Source organism: Dyella sp. OK004 (assembly GCF_900114495.1).
Lineage (GTDB): Bacteria > Pseudomonadota > Gammaproteobacteria > Xanthomonadales > Rhodanobacteraceae > Dyella_D.
Window position 1 is genome coordinate 425,676 of sequence record NZ_FOZI01000004.1, and the last position, 17,997, is coordinate 443,672.

Annotated in this window: 16 protein-coding genes and 1 riboswitch; of the genes, 9 read left to right on the forward strand and 7 right to left on the reverse strand. The window is 64.5% G+C overall.

The annotated features are described in order from the left end of the window. Nucleotides 1–97 precede the first annotated feature (97 nt). Both BM338_RS18010 and BM338_RS18015 read left to right on the forward strand, forming a co-directional pair. Nucleotides 98–1,375: an O-antigen ligase family protein gene (locus BM338_RS18010; RefSeq protein WP_090453343.1), complete on the forward strand. Its 1,278-nt coding sequence runs from the start codon at nucleotides 98–100 to the stop codon at nucleotides 1,373–1,375. Then, complete coding sequence (locus tag BM338_RS18015) at nucleotides 1,365–2,150, forward strand: glycosyltransferase family 2 protein (protein WP_090453345.1); 786 nt, start codon at nucleotides 1,365–1,367, stop codon at nucleotides 2,148–2,150. Before BM338_RS18010 ends, BM338_RS18015 begins: the two co-directional genes overlap by 11 nt. On the opposite strand, the gene BM338_RS18020 is transcribed toward BM338_RS18015, so the two are convergent. Next, on the reverse strand, nucleotides 2,147–3,061 hold the full coding sequence (locus BM338_RS18020) for a VirK/YbjX family protein (protein WP_090453347.1): 915 nt from the start codon (nucleotides 3,059–3,061) through the stop codon (nucleotides 2,147–2,149). The genes BM338_RS18015 and BM338_RS18020 overlap by 4 nt on opposite strands. Nucleotides 3,062–3,130: 69 nt before the next feature. Continuing rightward, on the reverse strand, nucleotides 3,131–4,057 hold the full coding sequence (gene lpxL, locus BM338_RS18025) for an LpxL/LpxP family Kdo(2)-lipid IV(A) lauroyl/palmitoleoyl acyltransferase (RefSeq protein WP_090453349.1): 927 nt from the start codon (nucleotides 4,055–4,057) through the stop codon (nucleotides 3,131–3,133). A gap of 112 nt (nucleotides 4,058–4,169) precedes the next feature. On the opposite strand from lpxL, the gene waaA reads away from it, so the two are divergent. Continuing rightward, nucleotides 4,170–5,441, forward strand: coding sequence for a lipid IV(A) 3-deoxy-D-manno-octulosonic acid transferase (gene waaA / locus BM338_RS18030; RefSeq protein ID WP_090453351.1), 1,272 nt, complete (start codon nucleotides 4,170–4,172; stop codon nucleotides 5,439–5,441). A 57-nt stretch (nucleotides 5,442–5,498) separates the two neighbouring features. On the opposite strand, the gene BM338_RS18035 is transcribed toward waaA, so the two are convergent. The 3 genes from BM338_RS18035 to BM338_RS18045 form a co-directional block, all read right to left on the reverse strand. After that, nucleotides 5,499–6,824: a TolC family outer membrane protein gene (locus tag BM338_RS18035; protein ID WP_090453353.1), complete on the reverse strand. Its 1,326-nt coding sequence runs from the start codon at nucleotides 6,822–6,824 to the stop codon at nucleotides 5,499–5,501. 29 nt (nucleotides 6,825–6,853) lie between these two features. Next, entirely contained in the window at nucleotides 6,854–7,513 is a 660-nt protein-coding gene (locus BM338_RS18040) for a protein-L-isoaspartate O-methyltransferase family protein (RefSeq protein WP_090453355.1), read from the reverse strand. 163 nt (nucleotides 7,514–7,676) lie between these two features. Next, a complete protein-coding gene (locus BM338_RS18045) occupies nucleotides 7,677–8,012 on the reverse strand; it encodes a hypothetical protein (RefSeq protein ID WP_090453357.1) in 336 nt (111 codons plus the stop codon). An 84-nt stretch (nucleotides 8,013–8,096) separates the two neighbouring features. On the opposite strand from BM338_RS18045, the gene BM338_RS18050 reads away from it, so the two are divergent. The 3 genes from BM338_RS18050 to BM338_RS18060 all read left to right on the forward strand — a co-directional run bounded on the left by BM338_RS18050 (nucleotide 8,097) and on the right by BM338_RS18060 (nucleotide 11,993). Continuing rightward, nucleotides 8,097–8,747, forward strand: coding sequence for a TetR/AcrR family transcriptional regulator (locus tag BM338_RS18050; protein ID WP_090453359.1), 651 nt, complete (start codon nucleotides 8,097–8,099; stop codon nucleotides 8,745–8,747). 57 nt (nucleotides 8,748–8,804) lie between these two features. Next, nucleotides 8,805–8,899: riboswitch (TPP riboswitch) on the forward strand. 61 nt (nucleotides 8,900–8,960) lie between these two features. Then, nucleotides 8,961–10,841 carry a phosphomethylpyrimidine synthase ThiC gene (gene thiC, locus BM338_RS18055; RefSeq protein ID WP_090453534.1) on the forward strand — a complete coding sequence of 627 codons (1,881 nt, stop codon included), beginning with the start codon at nucleotides 8,961–8,963 and terminating at the stop codon, nucleotides 10,839–10,841. Nucleotides 10,842–10,985: 144 nt separating this feature from the next. After that, a complete protein-coding gene (locus tag BM338_RS18060) occupies nucleotides 10,986–11,993 on the forward strand; it encodes a DUF2333 family protein (RefSeq protein WP_177229405.1) in 1,008 nt (335 codons plus the stop codon). A 20-nt stretch (nucleotides 11,994–12,013) separates the two neighbouring features. Here BM338_RS18060 and BM338_RS18065 read toward each other — a convergent pair whose 3' ends face one another. Together BM338_RS18065 and BM338_RS18070 are read right to left on the reverse strand one after the other, a co-directional pair. Continuing rightward, on the reverse strand, nucleotides 12,014–12,910 hold the full coding sequence (locus BM338_RS18065; RefSeq protein WP_090453363.1) for an SDR family oxidoreductase: 897 nt from the start codon (nucleotides 12,908–12,910) through the stop codon (nucleotides 12,014–12,016). 258 nt (nucleotides 12,911–13,168) lie between these two features. Continuing rightward, complete coding sequence (locus BM338_RS18070) at nucleotides 13,169–13,906, reverse strand: SDR family oxidoreductase (RefSeq protein ID WP_090453365.1); 738 nt, start codon at nucleotides 13,904–13,906, stop codon at nucleotides 13,169–13,171. A gap of 136 nt (nucleotides 13,907–14,042) precedes the next feature. On the opposite strand from BM338_RS18070, the gene BM338_RS18075 reads away from it, so the two are divergent. The 3 genes from BM338_RS18075 (at nucleotide 14,043) to BM338_RS18085 (ending at nucleotide 17,995) form a co-directional block, all read left to right on the forward strand. After that, the gene (locus BM338_RS18075; RefSeq protein ID WP_090453367.1) at nucleotides 14,043–14,954 is read left to right on the forward strand and encodes a LysR family transcriptional regulator; all 912 of its coding nucleotides are present in this window, start codon (nucleotides 14,043–14,045) and stop codon (nucleotides 14,952–14,954) included. A gap of 77 nt (nucleotides 14,955–15,031) precedes the next feature. Then, entirely contained in the window at nucleotides 15,032–15,925 is an 894-nt protein-coding gene (locus BM338_RS18080; RefSeq protein WP_090453370.1) for an aldo/keto reductase, read from the forward strand. A gap of 93 nt (nucleotides 15,926–16,018) precedes the next feature. Then, complete coding sequence (locus tag BM338_RS18085) at nucleotides 16,019–17,995, forward strand: ferritin-like domain-containing protein (protein WP_090453372.1); 1,977 nt, start codon at nucleotides 16,019–16,021, stop codon at nucleotides 17,993–17,995. The last annotated feature ends 2 nt before the right edge of the window (nucleotides 17,996–17,997 follow it).

Consider the following 17,997-nt stretch of genomic DNA (forward strand, 5'->3'; position numbering starts at 1 on the left):
GGCGGCTTACGCCGTGCAACCCAGCAATCCTGCCGGTTTGTCACGCACGGGGTGCACTCCTACATACAATGCCCGGGCCTCCTCACCGGTTTCGTGCATGCCTCCCATCGTTTCCTCATTGAAGGCCGCGCTGCGTTCGCCGCTGTTGCCGTTCTGGCTGGTGATCGCCTTGCTGCCATTCGGGCGCAGCTCGGAGCTGGGTACCTTCCTGTGTCTGCTGGGCAGCCTGATGCTGTTCCTGCGAAGGCCGCGAGCCTTGAGCGACCACGCCGGCGCACGGCTGCTGCTGTGGTTGCTGGCGGCTTACATCGGCGCTGCCCTGTTCTCCGCTGTCGACGCGATCATGCCCGGCAAGAGCTGGTCCACCGTGGCCGCGTTATTGCGCTATATCCCGCTGGGTTTGTATGCCTGTTACGCGATGCGCTGGGACTCGAAGCTGCGCGCCATGTATATGGCCGTGGCCGCCGTGCTGGCCTTGTGGGTGCTGGATGCATGGGTACAGGCGCTGACCGGCTGGAGTCTGGGCGGGCATGCGGAAGCGGAACGCCTGTCCGGCATTTTCGGTGCGGGAAATTTGAAGTTGGGGCCGAGCCTTGCGGTGCTGTCACCGTTTGCGCTGTGGACGGCGCGACAGCGTTGGGGGCTGCGTGGTCTGGTGCTCGCGGGCCTGCTGCTGCTCGGCCCGATCCTGTTGGCGGGTTCACGCGCGGCCTGGCTGACTTACGCATGGGTGATACTGGCTTTCGCCTGGCACGAAGCCGGCTCGACGCGGCGCTTCCTGCTCGCTTGCGGCGCTGGCGTACTGGTTGTGGCGGTAGCGGGAGGCATCGCATGGAAGACCTCCGAGCGATTCCATGCACGCATGGAACACACTCTGGTAGCGCTCAATGGTTCGGACCAGGCGGTTGATGCCGCGCTTAGTGGCCGCCTGGATATCTGGCGCACCAGTCTGAAGATGTTCGCCGCGCATCCGTTCAATGGCGTTGGCGTACGTGGTTTCCGCTACGCCTATCCGCAGGTGGCGCCAGCCAACGACCATTTCGTGGTGTCGGGCGAAGCCTGCGGTGAGGGCGAAGGGGCCTGCCATGCGCACCAGCTAGTGCTGGAGGTGCTGACGGAGACCGGCTCGATCGGTCTGTTGATGTGGCTGGCCGCCGCCGGGCTGGCTCTGTGGCATGCATGGAGGGTGGGGCCGGCAGCGCGAAAGCGAGCCTTTCCTGTCAGCGTAGCGCTGGGCGTAATGGTGTTTCCGTTGAACACGCATCTGGCCTTCTATTCCGCCTGGTGGGGCTTGCTGTTCGCCTGGTTGCTCGGGCTGTGGTGCGCGGCGCTGTATGTGTTGCCGGACAGCAAAGGAGCGGCGCGTGGCGCGTGAACCCTTATCGGTGGTGATCACCACGTACAACAGCGCCGCCACGCTGGATGCTTGTCTGGCCAGCGTGCGTTGGGCGGACGAGATCGTGGTGCTCGATTCCGGTTCCACCGACGCCACAGTGGCGATCGCTACCCACTACGGCGCACGTGTGTCGACCCAGCCATTCGCAGGCTATAGCGCGCAGAAGCAGGCCGCGATCGATCTGGCCGGCCACGATTGGGTGCTCCTGCTGGATTCGGACGAAGCTTTGCCGGATGGCGCTGCAGAGGTGTTAGGTCAAGTGCTCGATGCGCCGGCACACGCTGGCTATCAGGTCTGGCGGCGCGAATGGATTTTCTGGCAGTGGCAGTCGCCGCGCAGTCGCCTCAATCACTACGTGCGCCTGTTCGATCGTCTCCGCGCACGCATGAGCGCGCATCAGGTACATGAGGAAGTACAGGTCGACGGTTCGATCGGTGTGCTCAACCTGGTGCTCGATCATTACGGCGAGCGCGATATCGCCGGGCGTGTGGACAAGGCCAATCGCTATTCCAGCCTGCAGCTCGCCGATCTGGCGGAGCGTCGCGGCACGGGGTTACGCCTGCGCTTGCTGACCAATTCCATGGCCGCGTTCTTCCGCTACTACGTACTGCGCGGTCACTACCGCTCGGGCTGGGCGGGCTTTATCGCCGCGCGCATCCACGCGTTCTACGCGTTCCTGAAGTACGCCAAGCTGTATGAGGCGACCCGTGTGACCCGGCACGGCGAACGCCTGCCCGGGCAAGAAGACGGCTAGGCGGCTTTTTCCAGCGGCAGCTCACCGCCGCGCAGAGCGTTCATCAGCAGCTCGCAGGCTTCGCGGCGCAACGCCTCGCGCTTGCGGAAGGCCGAGCGGTGCTTGCTCTCCACCTGCATTTCGTCGCGCACCGGTTCGCGCGCCGGCAGGGCATAGAACCCGTCGGAGAGCGGTTCGCCCCGGCATTCCTGCCAGAAGCTGTCGTAGTCGGCCTTGATCTTGTCCGCCTCGCCGGCAAACGGGTGCGCCAGATTGCTCACGCCACGCACCTGTTTGCACTGCGCCACTTCGGCGAAGGCCAGCAGCAGCGAGAACAACAGGTTCTTCGGGCGCAGGCCATGGCACTGCTTGGTCAGTTCGCGCACCGCGTCGCGACCCAGATCCGCCGCGGCGCCTTGCAGGCAGCCGATCAACAGGCTGCGTCCTTCGTCGGCGATGCTGAAGATCACCGAGGACAGTAGTTGTCCCTGAGCGTTGGCTAGGCAAAGCGACAGCTCGCCCTCACGGCTGCGGCCGGTGGGACGGCGCAATTCAATCAGCAGTTCGCTGCCGTCCTTGAGCACCAGCGAGCCGAGCTGGTGGCGTCCTTGCAGGTACACCGCATCCACCATCGCCGCAGGCAGCTGCGAGAACACGAAGCGGTAATGTGCGCTGATCACCGCCATGCGGCGCGTACGCCCCATCTGGCGATTGATGTAGTGGTGATGCCAGCGCTCCAGCAGGCGAGGGTCATGCCCAAGCATGGCCGTCAGTCGCGGCGAGCTATACAGCTCGCTCAGCCACGCCGATTGGCGCTGCGCCATGCGGGCGCTGCGTGCAACGTATTTCAGGGCACTGGCGAGACGCTTCGGGGAAGCACCGCGCCAGTCATGACGGTTGCGCAGTGAGCGCAGAAACAGCCGGATGGACATAGCAGACAGGTGTCGGGGATAGCACAACAGGCCTTGTACGTGAGCTGTCTGTCGTTTGGCTGTCGCCGCCTAGTAAACGTCGGGGCCGCCCGGCGGTCTGGTTTTGAACCGTTTATGTACCCACAGGTATTGCTCGGGCGCTTCGCGCACCATCTGTTCGATGGAAACATTGATGCGGGCGGTATCGCCCAGGGCGTCCTTGCTCGGGAGGTCCGCCAGCGGCGCGCCAAGGCGCAGCGCATAACCGTCACTGTTGGGCAGGCGCCGGTGGAAGAACGGAATGACCAATGCGCCGGACATGCGCGCCAGATGATGCGTGGCGGTAATGGTGGCTGCCGGCACGCCGAAGAACGGCACGAATACGTTGTCTTTGCTGCGCATGTCCTGGTCCGGCGCATACCAAAGAGTGCCGCCGTTGCGCAGGTACTTCACAGTGCCGCGGATGTCGTCCTTGTCGAACATGGCGTCGGCATAATCCAGACGTGCACGCAACACCGCCCATTCGAACACAGGGGCATCCATGCGCCGGTACATGCCGGCGATGCGGATGTGCCGCGACACCAGCCGCGCGCATAGTTCCAGATGCGAGAAGTGGCCGCCGACCAACAGCACGCCCTTACCCTGCGCGCGCGCGGCCTCGAGATGCTCGAGGCCTTCGAGTGTGATGGGCGTGCGCGCGATGGCGCGATCGCTGCCCATCCAGCCGAGCGCGAACTCCACCATCATCAGGCCGATATCGCGCAGATGCGCGTCCACCAGTTCGGCCTGCTCTTTCTTGGACAGCTCAGGGAAGCACAGCCCGATATTCACCTCGGCGACGTGCCGGCGTTGCGAGGGGAAGTACTGGATCAGCACGCCGAGTCCGCGCCCCAGCGCCATCAGCAGGCCGCGCGGCAAGCGCGCGATCAACCGCAACAGGCCTACGCCGATCCAGGCCGGCCAATGGCTTGGAGCGAGCAGGGAGCGCTGAAATGAGGGACGGGGTGCACCGGGCATGGGGTGCGGATTGTAGCAAGGGCTTACCTCTTAGAGCCTGTTCAAAGACTGCGCGTGGTCCGCGCTCCGGCCCCACTGGCTATACTGCCGCGCCTGACTGAAGGGTCTGCCGTTGCGCTATCTCTACACCCTCGCCATGTATCTGGTGACGCCACTAATCGTGCTGCGCCTGCTCGCGCGCGGCGTGCGCTATCGCGACTATCACCGCCGTTGGCGTGAGCGCTTCGGGTTTTATCAGGGGCCGCTGCCGCTGGTGCGCGGCAGCCTGTGGGTACATGCGGTGTCGGTGGGCGAGGTGAATGCCGCCGAGCCGCTGATCAAGGCGCTGCGCGAGGCATATCCCAACGCGCCGTTGGTGGTGACCACGGTGACGCCGACCGGGTCGGAGCGTGTGCGCCAGCTGTTCGGCGACAGCGTGTTTCACGTCTACCTGCCTTACGACCTGCCGTTCGCGGTGTCGCGTTTCATGAAGCGGGTGCGGCCGCAGCTGGCGATCATTGTCGAAACCGAGATCTGGCCGAATCTTTATTTCGCCTGCAAGCGCCGCGGCATTCCCTTGATGATCGTCAACGCACGGCTCTCCGAACGCTCGCTGCGCGGTTATCGTCCGCTGCAGGGCATGGTGCGTTCGGCGCTGGGCTGCGTATGGCAGATCGCCGCGCAGTCGCGCACCGATGCGGCACGCTATCGGCTGCTTGGTGTGGATCCGGCGCGCATCGTGGTCAGCGGCAATCTGAAGTTCGACATGCCGGTGCCGTATGACGCGGTTCCCGCCGGCGAAGCGTTGCGCAAGCAGTGGGGGCACCTGCGTCCGGTGTGGATCGCTGGCAGCACGCACGAGGGCGAAGAGCTGCCGGTGCTGGAGGCGCATCTGCAAGTGCTCAAGCGCTTGCCCGATGCGCTGCTGCTGATCGCACCGCGCCACCCTGAGCGCTTCAAGATGGTGGAGAACTCCGTGCGCAGCCTCGGCTTCTCCGTCGCTACGCGCAGCGTGGATCGCGTGCCGTCGGCGGCGCATCAGGTGTTCGTGATCGATGCCATGGGCGAGCTGATGCAGTTCTATGCGGCGGCCGACCTGGCTTTCGTCGGCGGCAGCCTCGTGCCTATCGGCGGGCACAACGTGCTGGAGCCGGCGGCGCTGGCCAAGCCAGTGCTGGTGGGGCCGCACACTTTCAATTTCGAAGAGATCACCCTGACCCTGATCCGCGAAGGCGGCGGTGTGCGCCTGGGTGGTGTCGAAGATCTTGGTAACGAAGTGCTGCGGTTGCTGCGCGACAAACCCGGGCGCGAAGCGATGGGCACAAGAGCCCGGGTCGTGTTCGACAGCGAGCGCGGCGCCGTGCAGAGAGTGATGTCGCTGATCGACAAACAGCTGCAGGAATGACGGAAAGCAAAAGGCCGGGCAAATGCCCGGCCTTTTTTTGATGCCTGATGCTGCGCTTTACTGCAGCAGCGTGTTCACCGATTCCAGATCCTTCAGGTCGATGGTGCCCGAGGACTGCTTCAGCTGCAGCTTGTTCAGAATGAACGTGTGGCGTGCCTGCGAGTAGCTGCTCTCAGCCTGGGTCAGGGTCTGAATCGAGTTCAGCACGTTGAGCATGGTCTGCGTGCCCACGTCGAAACCGGCACGGGTCGCTTCCAGCGCTTTCTGGCCCGACTCCACCGACGCCTTGGCCGCCTGCACCTGCAGGATGCCGGCGCCGACCGAGCGGTAGAAGTTCAGCGTATCGCGGGTGACCTGGCGGCGCTGAGATTCCAGCGCATCTTGCGCAGCATCGCGCTGATAGATGTTCTGACGCACGCGCGATTGAGTGGCGCCGCCGGCGAAGATCGGCACCGACAGAGTCAGGCCGGCGGTGGTGCCGAGGCGGCCGTTGCCGGGACGGTTGTAGCTGCCGTTCTCCAGCCAACTGCTGGTTTCGCCGCGGGTGACCGTGGCGTTGATGGTCGGCAGATGGCCGGCGCGAGCAGCACTGATGCTGTGCTCGGCGGCTTCCACGGTGTACTGCTGCGAGAGCACATTGGGGTTGTTCTTCAACGCTTCCTGCACCCAGGTGTTCGGGTCGTCCGGCGACGGTGCATCCATCGGCAGGTCTTCGCGCAGCTTCTTCAGTTCGCCGGTCGGCTTGCCGGTGATCTGGGTCAGCGCTTCGCGGGAATCATTGAGCGTGTTCTGCGCGGCGATGGTCTGCGCCTTGGCCAGCTCGTAGTACGACTTGGCCTGGTACACATCGGTGACTGCGGAAAGGCCGACCTTGAAGCGCTGGTCCGCCTGCTCGTAGGACTGCTTGTACGCGTCCTCGTTGGCCTTGGCATAGGTCAGCGAATCCTGCGCGGTGAGCACGCCGAAGTAGGCCTGGGTCACGCGCACGTACAGTGCCTGCAGCGCGGCCTGGTAGAGCTCGTTTTCGGCATCCGACTGCGAGCGGGCGGTCTTGAGGCTGGCCCACTTGCTCAGATCCAGCACGCTCTGGTTGAGCGTGGCGGACACGTCGCGGCTGCGCGAGTGGCCGCTGCCACCCGCTGAGCTCGCGATGCTGTTGTTGCCGCTCGCCTGGCTGAAGGTCAGGCCGGCATTCAACTGCGGCAGCAGCAGCGCACGCGCCTGAGTCACGCCTTCACCGGTGGACAGGCGGCTGGCATCCGCCTGCGACAGCACCGGATCGTTGGCGCGTGCTTCTCGGTATGCATCCAGCAAATCCTCGCTGTGGCCGGACAGCGGAAGTACCGTCAGGGCCAGGGCGAGGGTCAGAAGCTTCAAACGCATGGGTTGCCTCATGGGGTGTGAATCGGGGATCAAAAAACGAACTGGCGCGGCGGCGCGGCATGCGCCAGATAGGGCAGGTCGGTCTCGAGGAGGCTTTCCTCGCGATAGCGGTCTGCGCCTTCCTGGGTCAACAGCACCATCTGCTGCACCGGCGACTCGCCGCGCACCGCCAACAGGCGGCCGCCCGGCTTGAGCCAGCCAAGGAAACGCTGGGGAATCTCATACACCGCACCGGTTACCACCAGCACGTCGAACGTCCCGGTCGGCTGCCAGGCCTGGATGGCTTCGCCCACGTCCAGCTTGATGTTACCGATGCCGGCCTGTGTCAGGCGCTGGCCCGCGGCTGCGACGAAATCGGCATGGATATCCACGCTGGTGACGTGCGCCGACAGGCTGGCCAGACAGGCAGTGAGGAAACCCGAGCCCGTGCCGATCTCCAGCACCTGCTCGGTGCCGGCAAGTTCGAGCGCCTGCAGCACGCGGCCTTCGAGTACCGGCTTCATCATCACTTCGCCATGGCCGAGCGGCAGGCTCAGGTCGGCAAAGGCCAGCTGGCGATGCTCGGGGGCGACGAAATCTTCGCGGTGCTGGCGGCTGAGTACATCGAGTACGCGGCTGTCCAGCACCTCCCAGGGGCGTACCTGGTTTTCCACCATGTTTTGCCGCGCCTGTTCGAAGTTCATCGCCATCTCAGCCTACGTCCCGTGCAAATCGAAAAAGGTCAAAAAGGATAAGCGCTTAGGCCTGTTCCGACAATGTGCAAAGCCTGCGGGTTGCCTGCTTGCCCACGAAGTGCCGGAAGTCACCGAGCCGAGCTGACGGAAGTCATGCGTGGCGCGGTGTCCGCGGACACTACGCAGTCAAACGTCGAGTCCGCGTCTGCGCGCCAGTCATGCTCGAAGGCAGGCGCGCGAGCGCATCAGCCACAGCCTGATGCAACGAGGCATCGAGGTGCAGGATGCGGCTCTGCGGCGTCGCCTTGCCACGGCTCTGCGCGGCTACCGCCAGCCAGGCCAGCCAGCGGGCAAGCTGGTGGCGCTCCGGCGCATTCAATGCGGCCAGGGCGATGCGGGCGGCGAACGTGCGACGGCGTGCAGCGGCGTGCCCCTGCTCAAGCCACGCGGCCAGCGTGCGCTGGGCATGGCGATAAGGGCCGCTGAGAGCGAGTTCTGCGATAGTAGAGGTCATAGGTAGCCGTTCAGCACGGCGGTGGAAAATAAGTAAACCGGCTCGTATAATAAACCCCGGTTATTCCTTTGTGAAGGTGTAGGCATGAACACGATCCCGCAAACCAAGCCCCAGGGTCCCGGTCGCCCGAAGGACATGGAGAAGCGTGCGGCGATCCTGGAAGCGGCCAAGGCCCTGTTCATCCGCAACGCTTTCGCCGGCACCAGCATGGACGCCGTGGCGGCCGAAGCGGGCGTTTCCAAGCTCACCGTCTACAGCCATTTCGGCGACAAGGACAACCTGTTCCGCGAGGTCATCCGCGCGCGCATCCAGGATCTGCTGCCGGAAGATACCTACCACTACGAACCCCAGGCGAACATCAGCGACGTGCTGATGAACATCGCCATGATCCACGCCCATATCGACTGCGATCCGCAGAACGTCGGCACCTTCCGCGCCATTCTCAGCGACTGCCGCCAGGGCAATCCCCGCTACGGCAAGCTGCTGTGGGAAGAAGGCCCCACCCGCACGCACAGACTGCTGGAACGCCTGCTGCAACAGGCCGTTGACCACGGCCAGCTGGAAATCGAGAACGTGCCGCAGGCCAGCATTCAGTTCTTCGCGCTGATCAAGGGCGATCTCGTCCTGCGCCGCATGTTCGGCTGCGACGGCTGCCAGGACGCCTTCGCCACCGAGATGGAAGCCAACGCCCGCGCCGGCGTGGCCACTTTCCTGCGCGCCTATCTGCCGCGCTAAGACCGGCCTCTGGGCGGCATACTCGCCCGTATCCCGCTTTCATGATTGAATAGTCGCTTCTGGAAGCGGGGGTGCCGACCACAGTCGGCTGAGAGAGTCCCTTCGAACCTGATCCGGTTAGCACCGGTGTAGGGAGCTTCGCCGCACGAACCCAGCCCTTCGTGCGTCCGGCGCCATCGCTTCGTCCCCCGCCTCTCGAAGGACGTAATGCCGATGAATGCCCAGCCCTCCGATCTCGCGCGCGCCGCGCAGGAACTCTCCGAGGCCGTGACCCGGCCGATCCCCGGTTCGCACAAGATCTATGTGCAGGGCAGTCGCCCCGATCTGAAGGTGCCGTTGCGCGAAATCGCGCAGGCGCAGACGCCGACCCTGTTCGGCGGCGAGACCAATCCGCCGATCACGGTTTACGACACCTCGGGTCCGTACACCGACCCGAACTACCGCGTCGATCTCGCCGCCGGCTTGCCGGCGTTGCGTGCGCAGTGGATCGCCGAGCGCGGTGACGTGGAGCGTTTGTCGGACCTCAGCTCGCGCTTCGGCCGCGAGCGCGCCGCTGACGCCAAGCTGGACCCGATCCGCTTCGGCCATCATTTGCGTGCGCCGTTGCGCGCCAAGGCCGGCGCCAACGTCACGCAGATGCATTACGCGCGGCGCGGCATCGTGACGCCGGAGATGGAATACATCGCCATCCGCGAAAACCAGCGTATCGAAGCGCTGGCCAACAGCGCGCTGCGCAACCAGCACCCAGGCCAGTCCTTCGGCGCAGCGCTACCGAAGCTGATCACGCCGGAATTCGTGCGCGACGAAGTCGCCCGCGGCCGCGCCATCATCCCCGCCAACATCAACCATCCGGAAAGCGAGCCGATGATCATCGGCCGCAACTTCCTCACCAAGATCAACGCCAACATCGGCAACAGCGCCGTGTCGTCGGGTATCGCCGAAGAAGTCGAAAAGCTGGTGTGGTCGATCCGCTGGGGCGCGGACAACGTGATGGACCTGTCCACCGGCAAGCACATCCACGAGACGCGCGAGTGGATCATTCGCAACTCGCCGGTGCCGATCGGCACGGTGCCGATCTACCAGGCGCTGGAGAAGGTCGGCGGCGTCGCCGAGGACCTCACCTGGGAGTTGTACCGCGACACCCTGATCGAACAGGCCGAGCAGGGCGTGGACTACTTCACCATCCATGCCGGCGTGTTGCTGCGCTTTGTGCCGCTCACCGCCAAGCGTGTGACCGGCATCGTCTCGCGTGGCGGCTCGATCATGGCCAAGTGGTGCCTGGCGCATCACAGAGAGAATTTCCTCTACACGCACTTCGAAGACATCTGCGAAATCATGAAGGCGTACGACGTGTCCTTCAGCCTCGGCGACGGCCTGCGCCCGGGCTGCATCGCGGACGCGAACGACGCCGCGCAGTTCGGCGAGCTGGACACGCTGGGTGAGCTGACCCAGATCGCGTGGAAGCACGATGTGCAGACCATGATCGAAGGCCCCGGTCACGTGCCCATGCATCTCATCAAGGAGAACATGGAGCGCCAGCTGGAGAAGTGCCAGGAAGCGCCGTTCTACACCCTGGGGCCACTGACCACCGACATCGCGCCGGGCTACGACCACATCACCTCCGCCATCGGCGCGGCGATGATCGGCTGGTTCGGCACCGCCATGCTCTGCTACGTCACGCCGAAGGAACACCTCGGCCTGCCCAACAAGCAGGACGTGCGCGACGGCATCATCGCCTACAAGATCGCCGCGCACGCGGCAGATCTGGCCAAGGGCCACCCCGGTGCGCAAGTGCGCGACAACGCCCTCAGCAAGGCGCGTTTCGAGTTTCGCTGGGACGACCAGTTCAACCTCGGCCTCGATCCGGAAAAGGCCAAGGAATTCCACGACGAGACCTTGCCCAAGGACGCGCACAAGTCGGCTCACTTCTGCTCCATGTGCGGCCCCAAGTTCTGTTCGATGAAAATCACCCAGGACGTGCGCGATTACGCCGCCGAGCACGGCACCGATGAAATCACCGCGCTGGACGAAGGCATGGCCGAGAAAGCCGCCGAATTCCGCGAGCAGGGCGCCGAGGTCTATCACCGCGCCTGATGCCGAATCAGGCAACAAAAACCGCGCGTGGAAGCACGCGCGGTTTTTTTGTGTTCGTTGCAAGCTCCGCGCAAGCTATCTCGCCATGTCATCCCGCGCTACCTTTAGCGCGTTGATACCGGATCGATGCCCAAGGAATCGAGCATGCCAGCCACTGAGTCCAGCGCCAGACCGAACCACACTCTGTTGCGTGTGGTGCTGGTATTGCTGGCGGTGCCGCTGCTGCTGGCCTGTATCGCCATATGGTGGTGGGACCGGGAGCCCGACCTGCTCGATCCCGCCGCGCCGCCGCGTACCGAGCTGACCGCCATGCGGCGCCCGGTGACCCCCGGAGCGGCCACCACCATCAGTGTGATCCGTTCGGTGCAGGCGCTGGTGAACAGGCACGAAGCGCATGCCAAGGGACACAAACATCCCTCCGTGCTCGCGATGGAGGCGTCGCCTGCGTGGCAGCGCGGTTCACTCATCGCCACGCGCGATCTGCTGCATGCCCTGCGCAGCGCCTTCGCCCGTCCCGAAGCACCGTTGCTCGAAGACAAGGACCTGGCCGATGCCGACGGTCTGCTCGCCGGCCGAGGTGGCCGCTGGCCGTTGCGCAATGCCCAAAGCCAGTACCGCAAGGTCGGCGACCATCTGCAGGCCTATCTGGACCGTCTGACCGACGACGATCCGGACAACGCCTTTTTCAGTACCAGCGCCGATCACCTCGCCGACTACCTGGACGTGGCCTCGGACCGGCTCGATGCGCTTGAGCAGCGCCTCGCTTCCGGCGTGGTACCTCCGCGTCCCGGCGAGTTCTCGCCACCGCACTGGCCGGCGGTGGTGTCGGCCATGGCCCTGCGCAGAGGCAATGCACCGTGGCGGCGCGGCGATGACACCTTCTACGAAGCACGTGGCTACACCACGACCCTGCTGATGCAGATGAAAGCGTTCCAGCACGACTTCGCACCGGTGCTCAAGGACCCGGCGGCGCAAGCCGACCTGCAAGAAGCCATCCATGAACTGGAGGCCGTGCAGGCACCCGGTAGCCCGCTGGCGCTCAATGGCGGTCCGTCACCAAAGTTCGCCAATCACTCGCTTGCGTTGGCAGACTACGTCTCGCGCATCAATGCCGCCGTGACCGACCTGCGCGATCAGCTGCGTCACAGCTGATCGCTTTTGGCAAAAGTCGCTCAGCTCACCCGCGGCGACAACAGATCGCCTACGCCGACACGCCGCAGAAACTCCACGCGAATCCGGTCCGCCACCGCGGCGACCACGGCGGCGCCATCATCGGACGGATCGATATGCACGCGGAATGGCCGCTGTCCGTGCGGACGGTTCACGATGTCGACCATGGCATCCGCCACAGTCGCTACATCCGCATCCGCCGGTTCGCACGCCGCCAGGCCGCGCAGGATTTCGTCCTCGAAACCGGCGTACGGACCCTTGGCGTATTCCTCCACGCGCGCGGTGTCGGCCGGTTTGCCTGAGTGGGTGAAGTGGTTGGTGCCCTTGGTGAATGCGCCCGGTACCACGATGGACGTCTCGATCCCCCAGCGCGCCAGTTCGCCGGCATAACTCACCGCCACGGAATCCATCGCCGCCTTCGCCGCGAAGTAGGGCGCGAGATAAGGCGGTGTGCCGCCACGCGTGCTGCTGCTTGACACCCACAGCACCAGACCCTTGCGCTGCCGGCGCAACTGCGGCAACGCGGCGCGATTCACGCGCTGCGTGCCCAGTACATTCACGTCATACAGCTGCGCGAACTGCTCCGGCGTGAACGCTTCCGCCGGACCGAACACCATGTGCCCCGCGTTATGGACCACTACATCCAGGTGATCGTGCGCAGCCGCGATCTGCGCCACGGCAGCATCGGCCGAGTCTTGGGAAAGCACATCCAGTTCGATCGCACGCAAATCCACTGCCTGTTCCCTAGCGTAGTTATGCAAGGCCTCGACCTGTGGCGCGTTGCGCCCCTGCGTTTCGCGCATGCTGGCGTAGACGGTGTGGCCGGCGTGCGCCAACGCGCGAGCCGCAAGTGCGCCGAAACCACTGGATGCACCTGTGATCAGGATGATCTGTTTCATTGGACTATCTCCGAAGAAGCTTGATTAGCGTCGAGTCTCAGCTACGCGAATTCTTGGCTCCCTCCCCTGCTTGCAGGGGAGGGTTGGGGAGGGGTGAGTACTTGAGAAAGCGCGTCCATGTGAGTTTTTCGCAAGGGCTTACCCCCTCCCGACCTCCCCCCTGTCCCACGGGACTAGCTTCGCGTCGCGAGCAGGGGGAGGAGAAAAGCGCGCGTAGCTGAGACTCGACGCCAATCAGGCGAAGAATAGGGCGGCGCTTTACGCCATGCCGCCGTTGACGCGGACGACCTGCGCATTCACCCAGCCGCCGTCGGGACCGACGAGGAAGGACACAGCTTTGGCAATGTCATCGGGCGTACCGATGCGCTCGAGTGGCGCAAGCTTGCTGATCTGCGCGATCTGCTCGTCCGTCTTGCCGTGGAAGAACAGCTCCGTGCCCACCGGGCCCGGTGCCACGGCATTCACCGTGATGCCGCGTCCGCGCAGCTCATTGGCGAGTACATGCACCAGTCCTTCCACGCCGGCCTTGGAAGCCACATAAGCGCCGTAGGTGGGAAAGGCCTTGGCGATCACGCTGGTGGAAAGCGCGATGATGCGGCCGCTGCTCTGCATGGTTTCCGCGGCCTTGCCCAGCACCAGAAAACTGCCACGCAGATTGGTGCGGATGATGCGGTCGAATGCATCGACATTGCCGCCCGCGATGGGGAAGTTGGCCATGATGCCGGCGCTATGCACCACCACATCCACGTTGCCGGAAAGCTCGCCGGCCGTATCGAATATCCGCGCCACATCCTGCGCATCGGCGATGTCGCCCTGCACGGCGAGGGCACGGCCGCCAGCCTGTTCAATCTCGGCAACCACCTCGTTCGCCTTGGCCGGGTTGCCGGCGTAATGCACGGCGATGGCAAAGCCGTCGCTGGCCAGGCGCAAGGCGATGGCGCGGCCAATACCGCCAGAGGCGCCGGTGACCAGGGCGGTCTTGATCTGCTTGTTCATAGGGAATGCTCCAGTCGTTGAATGAGGCCCGTGGGTGGGCCGGTCTTTACGTGGAAAGCATTCTTTCCGTTGATGTTGACTGGATAAATCACCTCAAACTGGCAAGTTAATTCGCTCCTATTGAATAATCGGCGCCATGGATCGCCTGGATGCCCTGCGCCTGTTCACCCGCATCGTCGAGCTCGGCAGCTTCTCCCGAGCCGCCGGCGAGCTGGATATCCCGCGCGCCACCGCCACCTACGCCATCAAGGAATTGGAAGCCCGGCTCGGCGCGCGCCTGCTCGAACGCACCACCCGCCAGGTGCGCACTACCCTGGATGGCCGCGCCTACTACGAGCGCTGCGTGCATCTATTGGCCGAGTTGGAGGACGCCGAATCGGCGCTCGGCACCGCGACCTCCAACCCGCGCGGCACCCTGCGGCTGGATCTGCACGGCACCCATGCCACCAGCATCGTGCTGCCGCGGATCAACGACTTCCGCAACCGCTATCCGCACATTGACCTGGTCGTCAGCAGCGGCGACCGCTTGGTGGATCTGGTGCGCGAAGGCATCGACTGCGTGATCCGCGCCGGCACGCCCAAGGATTCCTCACTAGTCGCGCGCCGCCTCGCAGTCATGCCGGAGATCATCTGCGCCAGCCCCGACTATCTGGCGCGCTTCGGCACGCCAATGCACCCCGACGAACTCGCTAATCATCAATCGGTCGGCTTCTTCGCCAGCAGCCGCGACATTGCCTATCCCTTCGAGCTCATCGTGGACGGCCGGGCGCGCGAATACAGCTTGAGCAGCTGGATCTCCGTCAACGATGCCGGCAGTTATCTGGTCGCCGCGCTGCAAGGCTGCGGACTGGTACAACTGCCGCGCTACGCCGTTGAGCAATCCCTGCACGATGGACGTCTGGTGGAAGTACTCAGCGATTGGGTCTCGCCAGGACTGCCGGTATCAGTGATGTATCCCTACCATCGACAGCTGTCGCCACGGGTGCGGGTTTTTATCGACTGGGTGACTGAGCTTTATGCCGAACGCTTCAGCGCGGTAACGGGTTAGTTTCGCCAGTTGATGCTCCAACCAAACATGCATCTGCCTCAAAGCAGAACCAACTTTTTTCATTCCAAGAATTCTTCATGTCACCTGATACCAACAACACGTCAACCCTCGAACTCTCCCCCATCGTCGCCGGTCTGTGGCGCATCACCGACTGGCATCTCAGCGTGCAGGAGCGCGTACGCTGGATCGAGCAGGCACTCGAACTCGGCATTACCTCGTTCGATCACGCCGATATCTATGGTGACTACCGGGCGGAGGCGCTGTTCGGCGAAGCACTGAAAGCGATGCCGGCGCTGCGCGAACGCATGCAGCTGATCACGAAATGCGGCATCCGGCTGCGCTCCGCCCAGCGTGACTACCGGGTCAATTACTACGACACTTCGGCAGTGTACGTGCGCACGCAAGTGGAGCAGTCCCTGCGCAACCTGCACACCGAGCACTTGGATCTGGTCCTGATCCACCGTCCCGATTACCTGATGGACGCAGCCGCACTGGCCGACACCTTCGCCAGCCTTACCCGCGAGGGCAAGGTGCGCCACTGGGGCGTCTCCAACCACAGCACCAGCCAGTTCGCGCTGCTGCATCAGCGGCATCCATTGCTGACCAACCAGGTCGAGCTGTCCCCGCTGCAGATGGATGCGCTGGCCGACGGCACCCTCGATCAGGCTCAGCAACTGGGCCTGCGCCCGATGATCTGGTCGCCACTCGGCGGTGGTCGCCTGTTCACCGGCCAGGACGAACAGGCCGTCCGCGTGCGCGAGCAAATGACCGCCATCGCCGCGCACCATGACATCAGCCTCGCCACGCTCGCTTTTGCGTGGGTGCTCCGCCATCCCTCCCGTCCTCATGCCATTACCGGCACCGGCCGCATCGAAGGATTGCGCGAAGCCGTCGCTGCATTGGACGTGCAGCTCGATGCTGAAGACTGGTATGCGATCTGGACGGCGAGCAAGGGTCATTCGGTGCCATAAACGCACGTCACATCCAGGCCAACCTGGCCTAGGGTTTGTCTTGTGGACGGTGTACCTTCGGGCCTTCTCGAAATACCACCTGGGGAGCCAGCCATGGCCAGCCATAACCCGGTCGATGTCGTGCCCAGTCGCGAGCAGTTGTTGCATGCCTTGTACGAGGCGGCGGAGCTCGAGCACTGCCTCATGTGCACCTATCTCTATGCCGCCTTCTCACTGAAGTCGTCGCTGGATGAAGGTCTCACGGCCGAACAGCTCAATGCCGTCACGCGCTGGCGGCGCATGATTGTGGAGATCGCCACCGAGGAGATGGGGCATCTGGCGTCGGTGTGGAATATCACCGCGGCGCTGGGCGGAGCGCCGCGCGTCGGGCGCTCGAACTTCCCGCTCGACCCCGGCTACCTGCCGGCCGGCGTGGTGGTGAAACTGGCGCCCTTCAACCGGGCGACGCTGCAACATTTCATCTATCTGGAACGGCCTGCCGATTCCACCGAGATGGATGGCGAGGGCTTTGCGCCCGAGCGCGCCTTCGTGCGCGGTGTCGATGGCCCTCGTCTGACGCCGATGGGCATGGACTACGACACCGTGGGCGCGTTCTACGAAAAGCTCGGCGAGAACCTGCGCAAACTCGCCGACGCACAGGGCGAAGCCAATGCCTTATGCGGCGATCCGGCGCTGCAGCTATCCGACGCCGATGTCTCCCTGCCGGGTGCGAAGCGCGTGATCTGCCTGAAGACGGCGCTGATCGCGTTCAACGCGATCGTGACCCAGGGCGAAGGCGCGCAGCAGAACGCCGAGGGTTCGCACTATCAGAAATTCGCGGCCATCCGCGAGGAATACCAGACGCTGCTCGAGGCCGATCCCTCTTTCGTGCCGGCCTTCCCCGCGGCCACCAATCCCGTACTGCGCCGGCCACCGCGCCCGGAAGGCCGCGTGTGGATCGAAGACGCCAGAGCCATCGCCACCGTCGATTTGGCCAACAGCGCCTACGGTTTGATGCAGCGCTTGCTCGCTTACACCTATGCCGTACCCGCGCCGGATCCGGACAAGATGCTGGCGCTCGATCTGTCGATCGGTCTGATGCACGCACTGGTGCCGCTGGCCGAGCGTGCCGCGCGGCTGCCGGCCGGTCCGTCGAATCCCACCTGCCACGCAGGCGTTACCTTCATTACCTTGCGCGACACGGCAGCGCTGCCGCCTGGCCCAAGCGCGCGCCGCTTTTTCCGCGAGCGTATCCAGCAACTGGCGGATGCCGCGGTACGCATGAATGAGGGCGGCGATGCCCGCACCGCTGCCGCGGCTTCGATACTGTCCCGGCTCGCGCAAAACGCGGTGCAGAACTTCGATCTGGCCAGGCCTGCGCCTTCGGCGGCAGCGCCGGCCGTCGCACCAACCGCGCCGCCTGCTCAACCAGCGCCACCGACCTCCGTGCAGGACGGCATCGAACAGGTCGAGGGTGAGAAATTGACGCTGCTGTTCGAAGCCAAGCGCTGCATCCACGCGCGCTTTTGCGTTACGGGTGCGCCCACGGTCTTCCTCGCCAACGTGCAGGGCCCGTGGATCCATCCCGACACCATGGATGCGGAACGGCTGGCGGATATCGCGCATGCCTGTCCCTCCGGCGCCATCCGCTACAAACGGCGCGACGGTCGCCCGGACGAAACCGCGCCGCCGGTGAATCTCGCCGCTACACGCGAAGCCGGGCCGTACGCATTCCGCGGCGATCTGCGCTTGAACGGCGTGCCCGCCGGTTTTCGAGCCACGCTCTGCCGCTGCGGCGCTTCCAAGAACAAACCGTTCTGCGACGGCTCGCATCACGACATCGGCTTCAGCGCCACTGGCGAACCGCCGACAGGAACAGCGACGGATGCGCTGGCGGTACGCGACGGCCCGCTGCATATCGAGCCGCAACACAACGGACCATTGAAAGTACGCGGCAATCTCGAGATCACCAGCGGCACCGGCCGCATGGTGGCGCGAGTCGCCAGTGCCTTTTTGTGCCGCTGCGGCGGCAGCCAGAACAAGCCGTTCTGCGACGGCACACACGCCAAGATCGGATTTGTGGCGGACTAAGT

What these genes read in the sequence shown, in the direction of transcription:
- BM338_RS18040 (WP_090453355.1), bottom strand. Translation starts at nt 7,513, where the DNA reads ATGGCGATGAACTTCGAACAGGCGCGGCAAAACATGGTGGAAAACCAG.
- BM338_RS18060 (WP_177229405.1), top strand. Translation starts at nt 10,986, where the DNA reads ATGCCAGCCACTGAGTCCAGCGCCAGACCGAACCACACTCTGTTGCGT.
- BM338_RS18020 (WP_090453347.1), bottom strand. Translation starts at nt 3,061, where the DNA reads ATGTCCATCCGGCTGTTTCTGCGCTCACTGCGCAACCGTCATGACTGG.
- BM338_RS18070 (WP_090453365.1), bottom strand. Translation starts at nt 13,906, where the DNA reads ATGAACAAGCAGATCAAGACCGCCCTGGTCACCGGCGCCTCTGGCGGT.
- thiC (WP_090453534.1), top strand. Translation starts at nt 8,961, where the DNA reads ATGAATGCCCAGCCCTCCGATCTCGCGCGCGCCGCGCAGGAACTCTCC.
- BM338_RS18075 (WP_090453367.1), top strand. Translation starts at nt 14,043, where the DNA reads ATGGATCGCCTGGATGCCCTGCGCCTGTTCACCCGCATCGTCGAGCTC.
- BM338_RS18065 (WP_090453363.1), bottom strand. Translation starts at nt 12,910, where the DNA reads ATGAAACAGATCATCCTGATCACAGGTGCATCCAGTGGTTTCGGCGCA.
- BM338_RS18010 (WP_090453343.1), top strand. Translation starts at nt 98, where the DNA reads ATGCCTCCCATCGTTTCCTCATTGAAGGCCGCGCTGCGTTCGCCGCTG.
- BM338_RS18085 (WP_090453372.1), top strand. Translation starts at nt 16,019, where the DNA reads ATGGCCAGCCATAACCCGGTCGATGTCGTGCCCAGTCGCGAGCAGTTG.
- BM338_RS18050 (WP_090453359.1), top strand. Translation starts at nt 8,097, where the DNA reads ATGAACACGATCCCGCAAACCAAGCCCCAGGGTCCCGGTCGCCCGAAG.
- BM338_RS18080 (WP_090453370.1), top strand. Translation starts at nt 15,032, where the DNA reads ATGTCACCTGATACCAACAACACGTCAACCCTCGAACTCTCCCCCATC.
- BM338_RS18045 (WP_090453357.1), bottom strand. Translation starts at nt 8,012, where the DNA reads ATGACCTCTACTATCGCAGAACTCGCTCTCAGCGGCCCTTATCGCCAT.
- BM338_RS18035 (WP_090453353.1), bottom strand. Translation starts at nt 6,824, where the DNA reads ATGCGTTTGAAGCTTCTGACCCTCGCCCTGGCCCTGACGGTACTTCCG.
- lpxL (WP_090453349.1), bottom strand. Translation starts at nt 4,057, where the DNA reads ATGCCCGGTGCACCCCGTCCCTCATTTCAGCGCTCCCTGCTCGCTCCA.